14 protein-coding genes are annotated in these 16,688 nt (G+C 50.1%); 4 read left to right on the forward strand and 10 right to left on the reverse strand.

What is annotated here, in order from left to right; all coding sequences use genetic code 11:
- Positions 1-2: 2 nt before the first annotated feature.
- The 4 genes from AC2YIT_RS26605 to rsmH form a co-directional block, all read right to left on the reverse strand.
- On the reverse strand, positions 3-1,478 hold the full coding sequence (locus tag AC2YIT_RS26605; protein ID WP_430850083.1) for a UDP-N-acetylmuramoyl-L-alanyl-D-glutamate--2,6-diaminopimelate ligase: 1,476 nt from the start codon (positions 1,476-1,478) through the stop codon (positions 3-5).
- Positions 1,479-1,484: 6 nt separating this feature from the next.
- Positions 1,485-3,629 (reverse strand): penicillin-binding protein, encoded by a 2,145-nt coding sequence (locus AC2YIT_RS26610; RefSeq protein WP_487281211.1) that lies wholly within the window; start codon positions 3,627-3,629, stop codon positions 1,485-1,487.
- 20 nt (positions 3,630-3,649) lie between these two features.
- Entirely contained in the window at positions 3,650-4,063 is a 414-nt protein-coding gene (locus tag AC2YIT_RS26615) for an FtsL-like putative cell division protein (RefSeq protein WP_106595648.1), read from the reverse strand.
- A 275-nt stretch (positions 4,064-4,338) separates the two neighbouring features.
- The gene (rsmH, locus tag AC2YIT_RS26620; protein ID WP_430850088.1) at positions 4,339-5,256 is read right to left on the reverse strand and encodes a 16S rRNA (cytosine(1402)-N(4))-methyltransferase RsmH; all 918 of its coding nucleotides are present in this window, start codon (positions 5,254-5,256) and stop codon (positions 4,339-4,341) included.
- Between the two features lie 140 nt (positions 5,257-5,396).
- Between rsmH and AC2YIT_RS26625 the strand changes: the two genes are divergently transcribed.
- The 4 genes from AC2YIT_RS26625 to AC2YIT_RS26640 all read left to right on the forward strand — a co-directional run bounded on the left by AC2YIT_RS26625 (position 5,397) and on the right by AC2YIT_RS26640 (position 10,214).
- Positions 5,397-6,644, forward strand: coding sequence for a peroxiredoxin family protein (locus tag AC2YIT_RS26625; RefSeq protein ID WP_487281212.1), 1,248 nt, complete (start codon positions 5,397-5,399; stop codon positions 6,642-6,644).
- Between the two features lie 144 nt (positions 6,645-6,788).
- The gene (locus tag AC2YIT_RS26630; protein WP_430850092.1) at positions 6,789-7,256 is read left to right on the forward strand and encodes a MarR family winged helix-turn-helix transcriptional regulator; all 468 of its coding nucleotides are present in this window, start codon (positions 6,789-6,791) and stop codon (positions 7,254-7,256) included.
- A 36-nt stretch (positions 7,257-7,292) separates the two neighbouring features.
- On the forward strand, positions 7,293-9,698 hold the full coding sequence (locus AC2YIT_RS26635; protein ID WP_487281213.1) for a 3-hydroxyacyl-CoA dehydrogenase/enoyl-CoA hydratase family protein: 2,406 nt from the start codon (positions 7,293-7,295) through the stop codon (positions 9,696-9,698).
- Positions 9,699-9,770: 72 nt separating this feature from the next.
- Positions 9,771-10,214, forward strand: a complete 444-nt coding sequence (locus AC2YIT_RS26640; protein WP_430850096.1) for an RrF2 family transcriptional regulator — start codon at positions 9,771-9,773, stop codon at positions 10,212-10,214.
- Here AC2YIT_RS26640 and AC2YIT_RS26645 read toward each other — a convergent pair.
- From AC2YIT_RS26645 to AC2YIT_RS26670, 6 genes are all read right to left on the reverse strand, one after another.
- A complete protein-coding gene (locus tag AC2YIT_RS26645) occupies positions 10,206-11,855 on the reverse strand; it encodes a hypothetical protein (RefSeq protein WP_487281214.1) in 1,650 nt (549 codons plus the stop codon). The genes AC2YIT_RS26640 and AC2YIT_RS26645 overlap by 9 nt on opposite strands.
- Positions 11,856-11,859: 4 nt before the next feature.
- Positions 11,860-12,807: a glycosyltransferase gene (locus AC2YIT_RS26650; RefSeq protein WP_487281215.1), complete on the reverse strand. Its 948-nt coding sequence runs from the start codon at positions 12,805-12,807 to the stop codon at positions 11,860-11,862.
- 54 nt (positions 12,808-12,861) lie between these two features.
- The gene (locus tag AC2YIT_RS26655; protein ID WP_430850102.1) at positions 12,862-13,938 is read right to left on the reverse strand and encodes an NAD-dependent epimerase/dehydratase family protein; all 1,077 of its coding nucleotides are present in this window, start codon (positions 13,936-13,938) and stop codon (positions 12,862-12,864) included.
- Positions 13,939-14,178: 240 nt separating this feature from the next.
- A complete protein-coding gene (locus tag AC2YIT_RS26660) occupies positions 14,179-14,433 on the reverse strand; it encodes a hypothetical protein (protein WP_309988257.1) in 255 nt (84 codons plus the stop codon).
- A gap of 77 nt (positions 14,434-14,510) precedes the next feature.
- Positions 14,511-16,244 (reverse strand): M3 family oligoendopeptidase, encoded by a 1,734-nt coding sequence (locus tag AC2YIT_RS26665; RefSeq protein ID WP_487281216.1) that lies wholly within the window; start codon positions 16,242-16,244, stop codon positions 14,511-14,513.
- Positions 16,245-16,445: 201 nt separating this feature from the next.
- Entirely contained in the window at positions 16,446-16,676 is a 231-nt protein-coding gene (locus AC2YIT_RS26670; protein WP_430850106.1) for a DUF433 domain-containing protein, read from the reverse strand.
- Positions 16,677-16,688: the final 12 nt, after the last annotated feature.

Consider the following 16,688-nt stretch of genomic DNA (forward strand, 5'->3'; position numbering starts at 1 on the left):
TTTTAATTGCCCGCCCGTTTTGCGAACACTTCCATCAGCACTTCCTTATCATCGAAATGGTGTTTAACACCTTTCACATCCTGGTAATTTTCATGTCCTTTACCGGCGATCAGGATAATGTCGCCAGGTGCCGCTTCCAGTCCGGCTTTCAAAATGGCCTCATGGCGGTCTTCAATCACGGTTGTTTTTTTATAATCCAATGGCGGCACGCCTTTCCGCATCTGGTCGAGGATGTCCATCGGGTCTTCAAAACGCGGATTATCCGACGTCAGAATCACGCGGTTACTATAACGGCAAGCTATTTCCGCCATTTTGGGCCGCTTTTCGGCATCGCGGTTACCGCCGCAACCTACTACCGTCACCACCTGCTCATTCCCCTGCCGCAAATGCGTGATCGTTTCGAGCACGTTTTCGAGGGCATCGGGCGTGTGTGCGTAATCCACAATGCCAACGATATGGTCCGCAGAATGGAACTGTTCGAAACGGCCCGGAGGGCTTTTCAGGTTGGAAAGTTCTGTCAAAACGGCCTCTTCCTTCTCGCCCAAAAGCACCGCTGCACCATATACTGCAAGCAGATTATAGGCATTAAATCGACCGATCACGCGGAACCACACTTCCTGGTTATTGATCTCCATGTGCATGCCCGCGAGCGTATCCGAAATGATCTTGCCCTTGAAAGTCGCGAGCGTTTGCAGTGAATAGGTTTCAACGCGCGCTTTGGTGTTTTGTACCATCACATTGCCCCGGCGGTCGTCGATGTTAATTAATGCAAATGCAGATTTGGGCAGCGCGTCGAAAAAGCCCTTTTTAGCTTTGATATAGTTATCGAACGTCTTGTGGAAATCGAGGTGATCGTGGGTAATATTGGTAAAAATGCCCCCGGCAAAATGCAACCCGGTAATACGGTGCTGCGCCACAGAATGCGAGCTTACTTCCATAAACACGTGGCTGCAATGCCGGGCGACCATTTGAGCCAGCAATGCATTCAATGCAACGGCGTCGGGCGTGGTATGTGTGGAAGGGATAACCTCGTCTTCGATCTGGTTCTGGACCGTCGACAACAATCCGCAGCGATAGCCCAATGCCCGGAAAAGCTGGAAGAGGAATGTCGCCACCGAGGTTTTCCCATTGGTACCGGTTACTCCCACGAGTTTTAACTTTTTGGAAGGATGCCCGTAGAATGCGGCGGCGATCAATCCCATGGCCGAGGCGGAGTCCTCAACTTGAATGTAGGTAATGTCTTCCCTTACACTTTCGGGCAATTCCTCGCACAATATGGCGGTCGCACCGAGCCCGGTGGCTGTGTGGATAAACTGGTGACCATCCACCTGTGTGCCGCGCAACGCCACAAAAAGGCTTCCAGGCATTACTTTTCTGGAATCCAGGATGATATTTTTGACCTTAACGTCGGCATAGCCATGGATAATGGCCCCTTTAACTTCGCCAAGCAGGCCGCTCAGCACTTGTTCGTTTTCCATGAAGGATTATTGTAATGTAAGCAGGATTGTCTTGCTTCCTGATTTATTGCTGCCCGGCGGCAGCGATTGCTCCACCACCTTGCCAGAGCCTTTGAATGTTACCCTGAAGCCCTTGTTCTCCATTAAATACAAAGCATCGCGCATCGACATGCCTTGCAGGTTCGGCACATCGCGCGAATCGACTTCGCGCGGGTTCCATTTGGTTTTACCTTTCTTATAGAGCGATGCCGCGGCATATTCGCTTTCCTCAGGTGCCGGCGTCATGTTCAATGTTTTGCTGATGACATTCAAGTCGCTGGTAGAGCCCGCCCATTTCACATCTTCTGATTTTTCAGGAATGGAATCCTTCACCGGTTTCTGGATAGCTACGTCATAGGCGTAAATGCGGTCGGCCACTTCCTTGAAAACAGGAGCTGCCACGCTTCCGGCGTAACGGGTGTAATCGGCACCGGTGCTTTTTGGATTGTCGATGATCACAATGCAGCTGTATTTCGGCTTATCCGCGGGGAAATACCCTGCAAATGAGGTGTAGTTTTTGCCTTCGGTATAAACCCCGTTGATCAACTTTCGCGCCGTACCGGTTTTCCCGGCAATCTGGTACAAATCACTTTTAATGTGTTTGGCCAAACCTGCATTCACCACGCCTTCAAGCATTTTCTTCACTTTCCGGATCGTTTCAGGTGACGCAATCGGCTTCTCTTCCACATATGGCGGGATTTTATCTTCGATTTCCTCCGCATTCCGGATCTCGCGCACAATCATCGGACGTACCCAATAACCATTATTCGCCACGGCATTGTAGAATGCCAGCGTTTGTAAAGGCGTCATCTGCATTTCATAGCCGTGCGCCATAAAGTACATCGAGTAACTGCTCCATTGCTTCGATTTGCGGTCGCGGATCAATGGCGGCTTTTCGCCCTTCATATGGATACCTGTCGGCTGAGTAAGGTGGAATTGCTTGAGATAACTCAGGTATTTGTCCGGTTTGTTCGCAAAATACCGCTGCATCAGCTGTACAATACCAATATTCGACGACTTCTCTAAAACCTGCGAAGCGGTAATGGTACCAAAGCCCCCCCGGTGGGCGTCGCGGATAATGTGGTTGCGGAACTTCATAGCGCCGTTACCGGTGTTTACCGTCACTTGGTCGGGGTCCATATGCGTTTCTTCCAGCAAGGCCATCATCGTCGCCAGCTTGAACGTGGAGCCGGGATCGTTGCTGCCTGCCAATGCATAATTGAAAACTTCCTCATATTTACCAGGACCGCGCTTGGTGAGGTTGGCCATGGCCTTGATTTCGCCCGTAGCCACTTCCATGATAATCACCGAACCGAAATCCGCGTCCATCTCGAGCAGCTTCCGGCGCAGCGCGATCTCGGTGCGCTCCTGGTAATTCATGTCGAGCGTGGTGTAAATATCCCTACCTGCGGCAGGTTGCACGTTCAATGCGTCGCCCACGGGAATTTTCAGGCCTCCTTCCACTTTTTCTACCCAGCCGATACCCGGCCTTCCTTCGAGCTGCTTGTCAAAACTCGCTTCCAGGCCGATGTACCCGCGCCCGCTTTTCGGATCGATGCCGCCGATCGTTCGGTCGGCCATCGGACTGAATGGCTTGTAACGCTTGTAGATCGTCTCGAACTTGCCGCCGCCGCCTTTGCGGTCCTTCGCAAAAAACGGCCATTTTTTGAGCCGCTCGCGTTCCAGATGTGTGATTTCCTTGCTTTTCAAGCGCAGATACCGCTTACTTTTGCTCACGCGATAGCGCATGATTTTGCTCTTGTAGCCTTCGGCCGTGTTTTCCTTGAAGTTTTTAGCGAGTAGCGACGCCAGTTCGTCGATGTGGTTGTAGAAATAGGCCGAATCGGCGACTTTGGTATCAAAACCTACATAATAATACGGCAATGAGGTGGCAAGCAAACTGTTGTCGCTCGCATAGATATTCCCGCGCATGGCCGGGATCGTGTCCAGTTTCAGGTCGTTCTTTTCAGAATATTCGGCCCACGTTTTACCTTTAAATGTATCGTAATACTGCACCCGTATCAGCTTCACAAAAACCATGATCGCCAATACGAACAGCATCCAACCGACCAGGCGGGCCCGGTTGATCAGTGCTTTTTTATTGTTCTGACCGCTTTCGACTTCGTTTTTCATGAGGCGTTGAGAAAAAACGGCTATTCTTCGTCTTCTTTTAAAATAATTTTCTTGGGCGGGGTCAAATTCTCGACCAACCCTTCGGCCTGAACTTTCTCCACTACCACGGACTGTTTCCCGGCCCGCTCATATTCGGCATGAATGGAGGTATATTCCGCTTTCAGGTCGTCGACTTCCTTTTTCAGCTTAATGCTTTTCCGCACATAGTCCTCCGACTGGAATCCGATCCGCTCATAAGCGACGAGCAAAATGATCACCCATCCGAAATAGTAAAAATATTTCACCGGCAAACGCTCTTCCTGGCCCGGCAGTTTCTCGCCGAAAACCTTATCGAGCGGCAAAAATTTGTTCAGCCAGTTGAACAACGAATATTCCCGCTTCCGTTTGGGCGGCTTGGGCGGCACCGGCTTTGGGCGTTTTCTATTTTCAGCCATGCGTAACGTTACGTTAAGTATTTTGTGCGCTTAGGTTTAGTCAGGAGATTTTCATTTGTGGTCAAGTGTTGTCTGGTGTAGTCATGTATTGTCAGGAGTTGTTAAGTGTTGTCATTTGTTGCGGCCCGCCGCGCGGTAAAAAATTCTCTCTCAAATATCATTAACTATTCTCTGGCAACACCTGACTATCAATGACAACCCTTGACCACACCTGACTACAAACGACAATACCTGACTACTCTTGACCACACTGACAACATCATACCCCGGCACCATCAAGCCTTCGCGGCAACGCGCAACTTCGCACTTCTGGCGCGCGGGTTTACGGCTACCTCTCCCGCAGTGGCTTCGATGGGCTTGCGAGTGACGCTTTTCAGCGGTTTGATCTCGTTGCCATAAAAGTCCTTCTCGACTTCTCCGTAAAACTTCCCTTTCTGAATGTAATTTTTCACCAGCCTGTCTTCCAGCGAATGGTACGACATCACTACCAGCCTGCCGTCGGGAGCGAGCACCTCGGGTACCTGCGTGAGAAACTCTTCGAGCACCGCCAGCTCATCATTCACCTCGATCCGCAGCGCCTGGAACACCTGCGCGAAATACTTGTTCTCGCGATGTTTGGGCGCGTAGCGCATGAGAATGCTTTTCAGGTCATTAACGGTTTCGATGGGCGTATTGTATCTGGCGGCAATGATCGCCTCGGCGGCGGTGCGGGCATTGGTCACCTCTCCATACATACCCAGGATGCGTTGCAATTCCCCTGCCGAGCGCGTTTTGAGCACTTCACGGGCGGTTTTCTCTGTATTGGGGTTCATGCGCATGTCCAGGTCGGCGTCAAAACGGGTAGAAAACCCCCGCTCGGGCGTATTGATCTGGTGCGACGAAACGCCCAGATCGGCCAGGATGCCGTTCACCTGGGGTGCTTTATTCAGTTTCAGGTAACGTTTCAAGTGCCTGAAATTGGCGGGGATGAATGTAAATCGTGGATCATCCTTAAATTCCAGCGCATTGGCCACAGCGTCGGGATCCTGATCGAAAACCAGCAGGCGCCCGGTCGTCAATTTTTCGAGAATAGCCCTGGAATGCCCTCCGCCACCGAAAGTAACGTCGACATAAATGCCATCGGGCTGTATTTGAAGGCCTTCCAGACACTCGGACAACATGACGGGAACGTGGTAGGTACTAGGCGAATCCATTTGTTAAAAGCAATGTACTGAGGAACTATTTCCGGCAATCCGGCAGTTACAAACTTAGCAATTTTCAAGCGTAGGAATCATGCCCGCGCGGGGAATTAATTTTGGCACCACTAATGTCTTTAAACACCATATAATTGAATATGAGACTCCTGTTATCGTTTGGAATACTTTCATTTTTTGTCTTCATCAACAGTTTCCAGGCATTCTCCAACACTCCCGTAAAATCGGGCATCTGGCGCGCTACGCTCACCCGCGACCAGCAGAAGCTGCCCCTGATACTCGATATTTCGCAAAACCCCGACGGCAAAACGCTCACCGTGCACATCATTAACGGAACGGAAAAGCTTAAAATGGACAGCAGCTATTTCCAGAACGACTCACTCGTGATCCCGATGATGATGTTCGATGCGAAGATCATCGCCAAATCGTCCGGTGACGAGTTAAAAGGCACTTACTATCGCTATGCCAACGGCGCTGTGGCGGGCTCGTTGCCTTTTGAAGCCGAGCAGGGTGAAAATTATAAGTTTTTCAAAAAAGGCGAAGCCAAAAGTTCCCGTAACGTGAGCGGCAAATGGGCCACTACCTTTAAAAACCCGGCCACCGGTGACGAAACTATTGCGGTAGGCAACTTCATGCAGCAAGGCACCGACGTAACGGGCTCGTTCCTCACCCCAACGGGCGATTACCGTTTCCTGACCGGCTCCGTCAACGGCGACAGCCTCTATTTATCCACATTCGACGGCTCATTTGCCATGCTTTTCAAAGCAGGCTTTCAGCCGGACGGGACGTTGAAAGGCAACCAATGGTCGGGCGTGAAAGCATTCAAAACCTGGACCGCCAAGCCGGACCCGAATGCCAAGTTGCCGGACGCTACCAAAATGACCTTCCTCAAACCAGGCTTCAAAAGCGTCGACTTTGAATTAAAGGACACCAAAGGTAAAACCTGGACATTGAAAGATCCTCGTTTCACGGGCAAACCCGTCATTATCCAGATTATGGGTTCATGGTGCCCCAACTGTATGGACGAAACCAACTACCTCGCTCCGTGGTACAAAAAGAACAAGAGCCGGGGGGTCGAGATTATAGGCTTGTCCTTCGAGCGCAACGACAATCCCGAGATCGCCAATCCTAAAATCGACAAGATGGTGAGCCGCTTCGGTATTGACTACCCGGTAGTACTTGCAGGTACCAGTTCAGATGCTTCCACAGCGAAGGCATTGCCGATGCTGAACAAAGTAATGTCCTACCCGACCACTATTTTCATCGACAAGTACGGTAAAGTGCGCGAGATACATACCGGCTTCAACGGTCCGGGCACCGGCCATTATTACGACGAGTTCGTGGCCGATTTTAATACCCTGATGGATAAGCTGATCAGCGAAAAGTAATCGGCCAAAGTATAGCAACACACCGTCGCATTACGAGGCGGTGTGTTTTTTATTGACCACAAATTAGTATGCTTGCATAATAGTATGCACATTGCTTACATTTGTGACAAGGGCATTACCTGATACCAATAGCTTTTTGAAACGATGCGCAAGGAAAAAACAATCGATTTCCAGATCAAATGGGCCTGGCATTCCATATCGCGGATGTACAACGCCTATGCTGCCCGTTTTGACACGACAATGGCCGTTGGGTATGTGCTCCTGAATATCGACATCGAACATGGCACACCTGCTACGAAAATTGCACCTTTGCTCGGTATGGAGCCGCGCAGCCTGGTACGCATGTTGAAAAACCTCGAAGAAAAGGGCCTCATTCGCCGGGAAGTGAGTAAAGACGACAAGCGTTTCGTCCGTATTGTGCTCACCGAGCTCGGCAAAGAGAAACGCGAGCTCGCACGCGAGGGCGTGATTTCCTTCAACACGATGATCCGCGATAAAATACCTCTGGACAAGCTGGTCGTGTTTTTTGACGTCATTAAAGATATAAACCGATTGGTGGAAGAAGAGAACCAGAAGCTCAAAGCCGGTGAGGTCACCGAAGATCTGGAATAACCATCAATCCCATCCTGAAAACCAACCTGAGTAAAAATGAATCGTTCCATTCGTAAAGTAGCTGTTCTTGGTTCAGGCATTATGGGCTCCCGCATTGCGTGCCATTTTGCCAATATAGGCGTTGAAGTGCTTTTGCTGGACATCGTTCCGAAAGACCTTACCGACGCCGAAAAAGCGAAAGGCATCACGGCCGACCATCCCGCGTTCCGGAACCGGATCGTGAACGATTCGTTCCAGGCGACGCTCAAAGCGACGCCGGCATCGTTGTACAGCCCGGCATTCGCCTCGCGGATCAAGCTCGGCAACTTCGACGATAACCTGGCCGATATTAAAAATTACGACTGGGTGATCGAAGTAGTAGTCGAGCGATTGGACATTAAAAGAAGCCTTTACGAAAAAGTGGACGCGCTCCGCAAGCCAGGCACGCTCGTTACTTCCAATACTTCGGGGATTCCCATTCATTTGATGGCAGAAGGCCGGAGCGAGGATTTCCGTAAGCATTTCGCCGGAACGCATTTCTTCAATCCGCCGCGCTACCTGCGCCTGCTCGAAATCATTCCGACGGCCGATACCGACCAGGGTGTTGTGGATTTCCTGATGCATTACGGCGAGCTGTTTTTGGGAAAAACTACGGTGCTCTGTAAAGACACGCCGGGATTCATTGCTAACCGTTTGGGAATTTATGCATTGATACAAACCATCCGAGTGGCCGAGGAAATGGGCCTGAGCGTGGATGAAGTAGATAAACTGACTGGTCCTGTCGCCGGACGTCCGAAATCGGGTACTTATCGACTCTCGGACGTGGTAGGACTCGATACCACTGTGCATGTGGCCAATAACCTCTATGCTTCCGGCGAAGGCAAGGACGAATCTCGCGAGGCATTTGTGCTGCCGGAAATCATGCAAAAGTTGTTTGAGAACAAATGGCTGGGCGATAAAACGGGCCAGGGTTTTTATAAAAAAATCAAAGACGAAAAAGGTAAGTCGGTAATCCTGGCACTGGATTTCAAAACGCTGGAATATGTGCCGTCGGGTAAAGTGAAATTCGAAACGCTGGAAGGCACGAAGAATATCAGCGACGTGTACAAACGCTTCGGCGCGCTGGTAGCGGGCAAGGATAAGGCCGGCGAGTTTTACAGAAAGACATTTGCCGATGTTTTCAAATACGCCACATTCCGCATTCCTGAAATCTCCGACGAAATATTCCGCATCGACCAGGCCATTACAGCCGGTTTCGGCTGGCAATATGGCCTTTTCGAAACATGGGACGCCATCGGTGTGAAAAATATGCTGGCGATCATGGAATCGCTGGATATGAAACCGGCTGCGTGGATTTACGAAATGCTCGCAACAGGCAACGAATCGTTCTATAAGGTCGAGAATGGCAAGCGATTGTATTATGACATTCCTTCCAAATCCTACAAACGCATTCCGGGACAGGACAGCTTCATTCTGCTCAGCAACCTTTCTAACAATATTGTGTGGAAAAATGCAGGTGCTAATCTGTACGACATCGGTGACGGTATCCTGAACCTTGAATTCAAATCCAAAATGAATACCATGGGTTCGGAAGTGATCGAAGGCATTCAGAAGGGTATCAGCCTTGCCGAAAAGGATTTTCGCGGACTAGTGATCGGAAATGAGGCTGTCGAGGCATTTTCTGCCGGAGCCAACCTGGCGATGCTGTTTATGTACGCCGTCGAGCAGGAGTTCGACGAGATCAATCTCGTGATTTCGCAATTCCAGCAAACGATGATGCGCGCCCGGTACTCGTCGGTGCCAGTGGTGGTGGCGCCTCACACGCTTGCGCTCGGGGGCGGTTGCGAGCTCACATTACACGCGGACAAGGTGGTCGCGCATGCGGAAACATACATTGGTCTGGTCGAATTTGGTGTGGGATTGATCCCCGCCGGTGGCGGTACCAAAGAAATGGCGCTGCGCTGCTCGGACATGTACCAGGCGGGCGACCCGGAATTGAACATTCTACAAAATGCATTCATGAACATCGCACAGGCGAAAGTGTCCACTTCTGCACACGAGGCGAAAGCGATGAATTACTTGCAGGACAAGGACCAGATCGTGCTCAACCGATCCCGGTTGATCGCCGAAGCGAAACAAGCGGCGATTGATCTGGCTGAAAATGGTTATACACAGCCCAAACCGCGCAACGATATTAAAGTGCAGGGCAAAACGGGCATTGCATTGTTCCTGGCAGGCATTACCCAAATGCGCCTGGCCAATTACATTACCGACCACGACGCTAAAATCGCGAGTAAACTGGCCTATGTGATCAATGGCGGCGATTTGAGCTACCCGCAACTGGTTTCAGAACAATACCTGATCGATCTTGAACGGGAAGCCTTCCTTTCCTTGTGCGGCGAGAAAAAGACGCTCGAAAGAATGCAGGGGCTCCTCAACGGCGGAAAACCGCCCAGAAACTGACCGGGAATTATTGTTTCACCAAATTATGTTTCATCTTTACGGTTGCTGACCCAAAAGTACATTTGATCAACAATGATTTCGAAAAAAGCAAAATACGCGCTCAAGGCCCTCAAAGTTCTGGCGGAACAATATGGAAAAGGACCGGTGTTGATCTCTTACATTGCTGAAAAAGAGAAGATTCCGAAAAAATTTCTGGAAGCGATCCTGCTGGACTTACGGAACAATGGCGTACTGCAAAGCCAGAAAGGAAAAGGCGGCGGCTATCTGCTTCGCGTACCTCCCGGGGAAGTCAATTTCTCGAAGGTGCTGCGGATCATCGACGGCCCCATCGCTCCTGCGCTCTGCGTTTCCATGTTCTTCTATGGCAAATGCGACGACTGCAAAGATGAAGAAACATGCAGCCTGCGCACCGTCCTCGAAAGATGGAGGGATGCCAACCTGGCTGTTTTGGACAAGACAACGCTGAATGACCTGTTGCAGGCCGAAAACGCCGCACCAACCGACATTCTATCGTAAGGCGGAAGACAGAGTCGCCGCGCGGCGCGGGGTCGCCCGCCGATCATTGCGGATGTAAAGCCGCACATCGTCATATTCGCCCAGCAAAGTGTAGTGATTACGGATATATTGATTTAACTCAGGGTAGCTTTCGATGCCCTGAGTTTTTTTATCCTGTACCCAGTGGCTATTCTTGCCCACTGCGTCGAGGACAAATGCCGGCTTCGTCCTTTCCAGATCCGACATGTAGCGCTTGCGATAGTTATCGCGCATAGGATGTTCAAAAATTGACCGCTCTGAGTGGTTCTCGGCCGTTCCCTGCGCTAGTTGGGCTTCTACGTAATACGAGCAATTCCAGCCCCACACAACCATATAGTCGCCTTCTTTTTTCCATTTCAGGATTTCCGTTACTACCGGGCTTTGCTGTAAAGTCGTCTTGCCTACCGAATCGAACGTATTCAACCGGCGCTCCTTCACAAAATGTACCGTGTCATAGCCGCCAAACCACAGCACAATGATCCCCGGAAATGCAAGCGACCAGCCTTCGACAGCCGAGAAGCCGTAAGCAGCCAGTAATGTCCAGGGAATAATGCAGAAATTGAGGTAGTGGATAAAATCGTTACCCGACTTCGTCACGGCGTAAATACTGGCCAGAATGAGGAACAGAATGGTAAACGGCACATGAAAATCCATTTTGCCGGGAACGTAAAGTCTTACAATCCGCACCAGCCCGATCACAATCGGGACGATCAATGCGAGGCTGAAAAACTGAAAGTCCGTCGATAACGAAACGATTTTGTAGAACTGAGCGGGGATTTCCGCGAAAGTGCTTCCTCCTGCGTAAATCGCATTTCCCAGCACATAAAAATCAATTAGGTCATCAAAAACGCCGAACGCCAATGTGAATACCAGGAAAAAAAGCGGCACGGTAAGCCCGCCCAAAATCAGTGCCCCCGCGGATTTGAACTCACCATATCTTTGATAACGGCTGAACAATACCCAGAATGCCGACAGGACGATCACAGCCACAATTGGTACGGCCTGCAATTTCCCGAAAGGGACCGCGCCCGCCGCCAAACCCAGCAGATAAAGCCCGCCCGGCGAAGGCGCCGTTTTCGGATCGAGGTGCGAAAGTTGGTACACACAGAATGCGAGCAAGAGCACCGGAAGCTGCTCACTCGAATAATGCACGAAATCGATTTCCTGCGTAAAAGCGACGAAAAGCAACGGTACAATCGAAACGCCGCGTGCAATGGTCGCGCCAAACCAGTTTTTCAAAGCTGAAAACAGCAACAGCCAAGCTCCCGCGACACAAAGCAAGCCCATAAAACGCGCAGCCGTATAATCGATCTGGAAACCTAGTAGTTTGGGAAGTACGAGCAGATAGTTATCCAGCGGACCAATAGTCGTGCCGTCGACCGACCGCCAATACACCGGGTCTTGCAATAGGGTAATCGCGTGGCTGAGCATCTGGCTCTCGTCCTGGTTGAGCTCGCGGTTAAAGACGATCACCGGCAACCGCATGATCACAAGCAATAAAACGCCCAATGACAGGTACGCCCGGGTAGAGAGTGACTTATTTTGTGAGGCAAAAATGACAACACCTGCCAATAAATAGCCCAGAAACCAATAAACAGGCGGAGAATTGTCGAAGCTCAACATACGATTAGCTAAAAGACTCTACTTTCTCGACAAAATCGCGGTAGTGAACGGCGGGGATAAAATGCTGCTGCGACCGGTACTGCAACACCATAAACACCAGAAACAGCGAAATAAGGAAGGATTGCAGCATGAGGATCATGAGCGTACTACCCAATGTCGATGCCCAACCGGGCGTAGCATTTCCGATCAGTTTCAGGAAAAGAATGAAGAATATAAATCCAATGGCGACGGCCGACATGAAGATCGAGAAGATCAGAATGCGCACCGCAGTAGTGTCTACCATGACTGAGATGGCACTCAGACCGTGCAGTACAAGCGACACGAAGTTCATTTTACTCTCACCGGCCAACCTGTTGGCCCGATTGGTGAGCACCGAATCGTAAGGAATGCGCGATTTGATTACACCGCCCGGATAGTTGTTCCAGATTTCGGAAACACGAACGAGATTCTGCAAACGGCTTTGCGGCACCAGGCTGAAATTGCCGAAAGTGATCACCTTGCCTGTCAGCAGTTTAAAAACATATTTATAGATCACATAGAAGAAGCGGAACAGAAAGCCCTCGGTACGCTTGTTACGTTCCGCAAAAATGATCTTGTCAGGTTCCTCTACCGACCTCTCTGCCAACCTGTTGATATCACCCGGCGCATCTTCTCCATCCGCGTCCATTACGATCACCTTATCTGCCTTCATATTTTCGGCGGCATACGACAACCCGATTGCAATCGCTTTCTGGTGGCCGAGGTTGCGGTATAGCCGCAGCACTTTCAGCTCCTTTCCACCAAAAGCCGCAAATGGCGCTGTTCTCGCGCGCGAAGAGCAATCGTCGACGATGAGCAGTGTAGTATTTTGGAGAATCGGGGTATTTAAATCTGCATTAATTTTTTGAATCAGCAGATTAAGTGCCTCCCAGTCATTGAATTGGGGGATAATAATGACGTAATTTTCTGGCATGGGAGAGAGTTACGAAAGCCCCCGGAAAGAAGTTCCGGAGGCTCTAAAAGTGATTTAAACCGTTTTTACGCCCAATCGCGACGAGATCCCGTCGTGGATCTGAGTCAGTGTTTCCACCAGGCCATATTCCCAGTTCCAGCCGGGGTAATGCGACTTGAACTTCGAAAGGTCACTCACATACCAGATGTGGTCTCCGATACGGTTGGTCTCTGAGTAAGAGTAAGAGAGTTTGTTTCCGGTGATCTGCTCACACAACGCGATTGCTTCGAGCATCGAGCAGTTGGCAAAACGGCCGCCGCCGGCGTTGTAAACTTCGCCCGGACGCGGGTTTTGGTAATAATGCCAGAACATGTTCACCAGGTCGTGGCTATGGATATTATCGCGTACCTGCTTGCCTTTGTATCCGAAAATCGTGTAATGCGTTCCGGTAATGGCGCATTTCATCAGGTAAGCCAGAAAGCCGTGCAGCTGCGCACCGGAGTGGTTAGGGCCTGTGAGACATCCTCCGCGGAAAACAGCCGTTTTCATGCCGAAATAGCGGCCGTATTCCTGCACCATGATGTCGGCAGCCACTTTGGAAGCCCCGAAAATGGAGTGCTTCGTGTGGTCGATGCTGTGGTTTTCGTCGATGCCGTTCTCGAAATACGGGTGGTTCTCATCAATTTCCCAGCGCGTTTCGAGCTCTACCAATGGCAGGTAGTTAGGGTTATCCCCATAAACCTTGTTGGTAGACGTGAAAATAAACACGGCCTCAGGTGCGTGCAGGCGGGTCATTTCAAGCATGTTCAATGTACCTACCGCGTTCACACCGAAATCGGTGAATGGCTCGCGGGCTGCCCAGTCGTGGCTTGGCTGCGCTGCTGCGTGAACGATCATCTTAATGTCCGTTCCATACTCCTTGAAAATAGGTTCGAGTTGGCTTACCTCGCGAATGTCCGCAGAATAGTGTTTGTAATTGCCGAAAGCCTCCTCGATACGGTTACGGTTCCACTCGGTGTTTCCATCCGCGCCGAAGAAGTACTGACGCAGGTTGTTATCAACTCCGATGACCAGATCAAACTTGCCAGCCAAAAAAGCAACTGATTCACTTCCAATTAGTCCGGCGGAGCCGGTGACCAAAGCTATGTTCATGTTTTGAATACTTTTTAATCGCTTATTTCTTTCTAAAATTTTGGCTTCGCCCTGCCTCGAATACGTAAAGTAAATTAAAAATGTTCAATCGTCACAACTTCACTTAGTCAATGGGCAGATTCCAGAAGGATAATACGCGCAATGCAATATTAAAATTGTTCAATAACTAAAAAAATAGGGCAAAAAAAAGATATCCCCATTTCGTGGGGATATCTCATATATTTTCTCAATGAATGGTTGCTATTCTTTCACCAGTGAGCTAGGAATTTTACCACCGTAAAGTTTCGCGCGGATGTCGTTTACGCGGGCGTCGAGCTCAGGCTTCGCATCATACTTGAATGACATCTGACGCGGCAGGGAATCAGGGCTTACGCCGTACACCCACTCATTACCGGCGTTCACATCCTTCTGGTCCTTGTGGTTATACTTTTGGTATTCACAAGAAGAAAGAAGCACCACACACGCAACAAAAGCAACTATTTTATTGAATTTCATTTCTTTGATCGTTCATAGTATTGTGCGCAAAAATAACCGCCAATTTCATAACCACCAAATTGCGGGCTGCTGAAATATTATTTTTTTAACTCAGCCAATTCATCGCGCACAAACTGCATCAGCTCAGCGATATGCCGCTCCGAGAAATCGAACGGAATATTGGCTGCCTGGTAAATTCCACCGATCGTGGCCGTATAACCCAGCTTCAACGCATCGAGATAACCCTTCAAACCTCTCGCGGGGTCTTGCCGGTAATTTTTCCAAACGCCGATCGCTCCGAGCTGTGCGATGCCGTATTCAATATAATAGAACGGTACTTCATAAATGTGCAACTGGCGCTGCCAGAGGTACTTTTTAAAGTTTTCCAATCCCGACCAGTCCATTACCGTATCCGTGAACTCTTCGTAAATGCGCACCCACGCCTCGGTACGCTGCTCCGGCGTGTGCTGCGGGTTCTCGTACATCCAGTGCTGGAATTTGTCCACCGTCGCAACCCAGGGTAATGTTTCGATAATAGACTCCAGATGCGTGATTTTCGCACGTTTCAGATCTCCCTCATTATCAAAGAACTCATCCCAGAAATCCATCGTAATCAGCTCCATCGACATCGAAGCGAGTTCCGCCACTTCCGACGGCGTGTGTTTGAAGGAGTTCAAGGCCAGATCGCGCGTCACGAGCGAATGCACCGCGTGCCCGCCCTCATGCAGGAGCGTAACCATATCGCGCAGGTTCGAAGTCGCATTCATGAAGATAAACGGTACGCCAATTTCATCGAGCGGGTAGTTATAACCACCTGGAGCCTTGCCTTTCCGCGATTCGAGGTCGAGATGTTTCATCGTCTTCATAATGCGCAGGCAGTCGCCCAGGAACGGATCGAGGCGCGAGAAGGCACGGATCGTTTTATCCAGCAGCTCTTCCCCGGTTTCGAATGGCTTCAACGGCGGCAACCCCTTCGGATCGACCTTCGTATCCCATGGGCGAAGCGCGTCCAATTGCAATGCGGCCTTCCGTTCTGCCGCCATTTCATTCAAAATGGGCACCACAGCCTTTTTCACCGAGCCGTGAAAGTTGAAGCAATCCTGCGGCGTGTAGTCAAAACGGCCCATTGCCGCGAACATATAGTCCCGGTAGTTGCTGAAACCGGCATTGCGCCCGACGGTATCGCGCAGGGCTACGAGCTTGTTCAGCAAATCGTCCAGCTTGTCGTGATCTTCATAACGGCGTCCGGCAATGGCACGCCATGCTTCCTCGCGCACATTGCGGTCGGTCGATTGCAGGCGGTCCGCAGCACGTTGCAGGGTCATTTCCTCGCCGTCGAGCGTCACCGTCATCGCGCCGGCGATAGCGCTGTATTTGCGCTCCTCGGTCTGCATTTCGGTGATGACCGGGATATTCTCTTCCCGGAAAATCTCGATTGCCTTCTTCATCCCGCGCAATGTGATCGCGAAGCCGGGTTCGGTCAGCTCACTCAGGAATGGGTTATCGACGATCTTTTTGTCGAGTGCATTGCCGTATTCCGCCAGTTTCGGCTGAATTTCGGTGATGAAGAATTGCAATGCATTAATGAGACCTGTATTGGCTGTATCGCAAGTCTGGCGGATGTAGCGCCATGCAAAGTTTTCGGAGAGATACGATTCGATCTCGCTGCGGTCCGAAAACCACTGTTTCAAATCTTCCAGCGAGTTAATCTCCCTGTTTTTCAAATTCTCGAAGAACGGCTGCACATCATCCCATTTCTTCAAATCAAATTCTTCCCCAATAAAAGGCCGTTTCGCCCGCGTAGGTATATGAAGTGTTTCCTGATTGGACATATAAAAGGTACTTTGTTAAAAAATCAAATATAAAAATTGATATCCCATGGCTGCAAGAAGACTACAAAAATGGTTTTGAACGGATTTTTTGGGTTGTAATTGTCGTAAAATGGCCAAACAATCCCTTTGAACGCTCGTTCAGCAATCTGATCAAAATTTCTGAAATGGCTTCCGTTTCAGGGAAAGCATACCTAACAAGGATCATCGAGCCGCTTCCAGACTTTCCTCATTAGCTATCACCTCCGCCGCATATTGCAAAGCCGCTTGGATCGATTCGGAACTCAAATCGGGATACATACGAATCAAATCAGCATGCGTCGCACCCTCTCCCAATTTTCGCAAAATGAGCTCGACGGTCAGTCGCGTCCCCTTAATGACCGGCTTACCGAGCATTATCGTATGATCAGATATTATAAAATCTCTGTAAGTCATAAGAATCAATTT

This window comes from Dyadobacter sp. SRI_021, assembly GCF_057586235.1.

Excerpts from the sequence above, each read along its gene's own strand:
- AC2YIT_RS26605 (WP_430850083.1), bottom strand. The coding sequence starts at position 1,478 with ATGGAAAACGAACAAGTGCTGAGCGGCCTGCTTGGCGAAGTTAAAGGG.
- AC2YIT_RS26610 (WP_487281211.1), bottom strand. The coding sequence starts at position 3,629 with ATGAAAAACGAAGTCGAAAGCGGTCAGAACAATAAAAAAGCACTGATC.
- AC2YIT_RS26615 (WP_106595648.1), bottom strand. The coding sequence starts at position 4,063 with ATGGCTGAAAATAGAAAACGCCCAAAGCCGGTGCCGCCCAAGCCGCCC.
- rsmH (WP_430850088.1), bottom strand. The coding sequence starts at position 5,256 with ATGGATTCGCCTAGTACCTACCACGTTCCCGTCATGTTGTCCGAGTGT.
- AC2YIT_RS26625 (WP_487281212.1), top strand. The coding sequence starts at position 5,397 with ATGAGACTCCTGTTATCGTTTGGAATACTTTCATTTTTTGTCTTCATC.
- AC2YIT_RS26630 (WP_430850092.1), top strand. The coding sequence starts at position 6,789 with ATGCGCAAGGAAAAAACAATCGATTTCCAGATCAAATGGGCCTGGCAT.
- AC2YIT_RS26635 (WP_487281213.1), top strand. The coding sequence starts at position 7,293 with ATGAATCGTTCCATTCGTAAAGTAGCTGTTCTTGGTTCAGGCATTATG.
- AC2YIT_RS26640 (WP_430850096.1), top strand. The coding sequence starts at position 9,771 with ATGATTTCGAAAAAAGCAAAATACGCGCTCAAGGCCCTCAAAGTTCTG.
- AC2YIT_RS26645 (WP_487281214.1), bottom strand. The coding sequence starts at position 11,855 with ATGTTGAGCTTCGACAATTCTCCGCCTGTTTATTGGTTTCTGGGCTAT.
- AC2YIT_RS26650 (WP_487281215.1), bottom strand. The coding sequence starts at position 12,807 with ATGCCAGAAAATTACGTCATTATTATCCCCCAATTCAATGACTGGGAG.
- AC2YIT_RS26655 (WP_430850102.1), bottom strand. The coding sequence starts at position 13,938 with ATGAACATAGCTTTGGTCACCGGCTCCGCCGGACTAATTGGAAGTGAA.
- AC2YIT_RS26660 (WP_309988257.1), bottom strand. The coding sequence starts at position 14,433 with ATGAAATTCAATAAAATAGTTGCTTTTGTTGCGTGTGTGGTGCTTCTT.
- AC2YIT_RS26665 (WP_487281216.1), bottom strand. The coding sequence starts at position 16,244 with ATGTCCAATCAGGAAACACTTCATATACCTACGCGGGCGAAACGGCCT.
- AC2YIT_RS26670 (WP_430850106.1), bottom strand. The coding sequence starts at position 16,676 with ATGACTTACAGAGATTTTATAATATCTGATCATACGATAATGCTCGGT.